Raw genomic sequence first — 3024 nt, 5'->3', positions numbered from 1 at the left:
GGACCTTAACAAATAAATTCAGTGCGGTGGATCACTGATGAAATGCTGATTCTTCGACATTTACTTTTTTTTATTGTTTTCATGCTACACCTCCTGCACCTGCTACACTAATATCTTTTTTTATCAACGTGTAGCAGGTGAAGATGGTGTAGGTTTTATATGATTGTTTTTTTACCGGCAAATACTACCCATCCCGTGTTTTTGCGGTGCGTATCAAACCCTGCCTTTCTCAGGCGGTCGGTAAACATTGGGCGCGAACAAGGCCGGAAGCCAGCATCCATGCAGTATTGTTTATACTCAATCTGCATTTGACTTAATGACGTTTCTTCCTGGTTATTGGCTTCATAACCCAATTCAACAATAAATAATTGCACAGAATCTGAACTCAGACGGTAGCTTTTCAGCATGTCATCAACAGCGTCAGATTGCGTAAACTTTTTATTTAACAGCAAACGCTTCAGCCCTTCCAACATCCAGTTAAATACCCCCGCCAACTCGTTTTGAATGATCTTTGTTGGTAATTCAGGATCCCTGTCTTGCTCTGGTATTGTTATACCAAAATGAATTATCAAAAAGCGCCGGTAAAAGGCTTCATTGTGTTCTACATCTTTTGGCAGTTCATTGGTATTAAATATGAACTTTGCATAATCTTCCAATGTAAATGGCTCACAGCGTGGCAGTCTTGCTTCAATCTGCTCCCCACTAACCAGTTGCTTAAAAATAGTCACGTTCATGTTCGGCGATATTTCTGATGCATAGTTAAGCAGCTTCCCCCCCAGCATTGCCCTGTGGTAACCTTTGTCGTCGGCAAGCGATTGTAGGGAGTAGTTGCTTACGTTTTGGGGTCCGAGCAATGCATTAAGGATTTCAAAAAACACCGACTTCCCATTGGCACCGCTGCCATACAGGATTAAGGTTTTTTCAAGCTTTAACGTTTTTTGCTTAACAAATATATACCCCACATACTCCGCCAAAATCATTTGCAGTTTTGGATCCGGTAAAACGGTATTAAGGTAATCGGAAAATATGGGTGCAGTCGCGGTGTCATCAAAAGCAAACGGTAGCTGATAGGTAATAAAGTCCCCCCTATCAAAGGCCCTGATGCTTTGATCTGCGGGGGTAATGGCAAAAGTTCCGTTCTGCAGGTTAATCAAAACTTCATTTCCTTGTTTTTGAGGCTTAGGCAAATACGCAGAGCTCATAAATTGCTTTACTAATTCTGTTTTGAAACCGTGGTACCGTGCATCATATAAGTTGATACCCAGTTTTTCTGCAGCCGATCCCAAAAAGGAATTAAGCTCTTGCCTGCTCAAATGGTGCCAATATTCGCCATTATATAGATAAACCTGATTTTCATTAACACATAAAGCCCAATCCTTTTTTTTCGCTGTTATTAAAAGTTGTTCGTTCGTTATAATCAATTGGTGATTCCTTTTTAGTGGTTCATCAGGCTTTAACCCGGCGACTGCTTTAAAATCAATAACCTGTAGTTCGTTGATCAAAGCGTGTAATACCTGGTGGTGTAATAGTGTTGGTTTAATTAAAACCATGGGCGGCGGCAGCAGGGCCATAACATTCGTGCTGTTTAAATTGGTTAACATAAGTGTTTGTTTTGGTGATTTGTTTTAACCCCAGTGGCTTCATTGCCACTGGGGAGGTTTGAAAATTATCTGTTAGTCGTGAATTTTTCAGGGTGATAAAACATCCGGGCTTTCATAGCTTCGCACAAAAGGAAATGGAAAAAGGCAAGCCCTGTTGTTGTTATGCTATAATCAATCGGGGAATCTGATTGTCCCCCTTCACGCGGCTCGCAGTGATGCATTGGTAATACAAACTCCTCCTGAACTAATAACCAGCCTGGCTGCCCCTTTTCATATAAGAGTTCGCCCTTTATCATCTCAGTTACAGGAAGCCAATAATATGTCTGCTCAAAATACCGGATTGATTTGCTAAATGAAACTTCGCGTCGATTGGGCATCCCATTGAAGTGAAATTTATTTTCAACATTATCGGCCGCATACAATGCCGCTTCCAAATCAATATTCATAAATATTTTTTTTCTTCGACTACCAACTTTTCTGGTCCGTATCACTGGTTGACGGACAATAGGCCCTACTTTTCTACTGGCCATTTTTATAGCCATTGGCGAACCTGTAGCGGGGCTGTAATCTGATTCATAATTTAAATTGCGGGTTGTTAAAATTGCGGCTGTTCCTCCGCCTGCTGGGTTGAAATTGGTTGGTTTTGACATGTTTTTGTTATAATATTGATTTTATATGATTTACGCATTGATCAGAGAAATAAGGCTTGCAAGATGTTTTCAAAAATTTCCCGTACGGACTTATGATTTGTTGAATTTCAAAATCGCAATAACCGTTGGCTAAATATGGGTCCAGTGGCCTATTAAATCCATTGAGCACAGAGTTGTATTTCAAAAATCTACTAAGATTAATTGCTCCGAAACCTTTGATATTAAGTATAGCAGCAACCTCAGCGAGGTCGTAATAGTTGTCTGATTGTGGTGTAGTAGGATTTGAACCGAAGTCGAACTCAAGTTGTGAACTTTTCATGCGGCCCTCCTGATTTTGTTAGATCGTTGACCGATGTAAGTATTAGCCGCTTCGCTAATCTCCTGATTGGTTCTTTTGCGGCCAGACTGGATCCATTGGTTCAAATCTTCGGTGGAGTAATAAACGCTTTTTGAAACTTTACAGAAGTGGTTCACTCGCCTGCTGTTTAAAGTATACAGCGTGCTCTTGGCAAGGCTGAGGCGCACTGCGGCCTGGTCAAGGTTTAAAAGCTGATTTGTTTCAGCCGGTGCAAAACCGGAACGGTTTTGATTCCCAAAAAATGTTTGTAATTCATCTCTGAATAATTGTCTTATTTCAGGGATTGATAGTTGGGTAAAAATTAAATTATTCATTTGTATCAACGTTATTTTGATACAAATATGGCGTAGTACTTTAGGATTGGGGTACCCCTTTGGGGGAGCCTCTATTTATAACTAATTGTATATTAGATCGG

At 40.5% G+C, this 3024-nt stretch carries 3 protein-coding genes; all 3 read right to left on the bottom strand.

The window, feature by feature from the left end; all coding sequences use genetic code 11:
* Positions 1-155 precede the first annotated feature (155 nt).
* Complete coding sequence (locus tag QZY09_RS20475; RefSeq protein ID WP_295675511.1) at positions 156-1601, bottom strand: phage/plasmid primase, P4 family; 1446 nt, start codon at positions 1599-1601, stop codon at positions 156-158.
* A gap of 65 nt (positions 1602-1666) precedes the next feature.
* Positions 1667-2251, bottom strand: a complete 585-nt coding sequence (locus QZY09_RS20470; RefSeq protein WP_295675509.1) for a hypothetical protein — start codon at positions 2249-2251, stop codon at positions 1667-1669.
* Positions 2252-2566: 315 nt separating this feature from the next.
* Complete coding sequence (locus tag QZY09_RS20465) at positions 2567-2923, bottom strand: helix-turn-helix domain-containing protein (protein WP_295675507.1); 357 nt, start codon at positions 2921-2923, stop codon at positions 2567-2569.
* Positions 2924-3024 lie beyond the last annotated feature (101 nt).

The organism is uncultured Mucilaginibacter sp., from assembly GCF_903913935.1.
Taxonomy (GTDB): domain Bacteria; phylum Bacteroidota; class Bacteroidia; order Sphingobacteriales; family Sphingobacteriaceae; genus Mucilaginibacter.
Note: the sequence above shows the minus strand (reverse complement) of the source record. Positions and strands in the feature narration are given on the sequence as shown.

What these genes read in the sequence shown, in the direction of transcription:
- QZY09_RS20475 (WP_295675511.1), bottom strand. Translation starts at nt 1,601, where the DNA reads ATGTTAACCAATTTAAACAGCACGAATGTTATGGCCCTGCTGCCGCCG.
- QZY09_RS20470 (WP_295675509.1), bottom strand. Translation starts at nt 2,251, where the DNA reads ATGTCAAAACCAACCAATTTCAACCCAGCAGGCGGAGGAACAGCCGCA.
- QZY09_RS20465 (WP_295675507.1), bottom strand. Translation starts at nt 2,923, where the DNA reads ATGAATAATTTAATTTTTACCCAACTATCAATCCCTGAAATAAGACAA.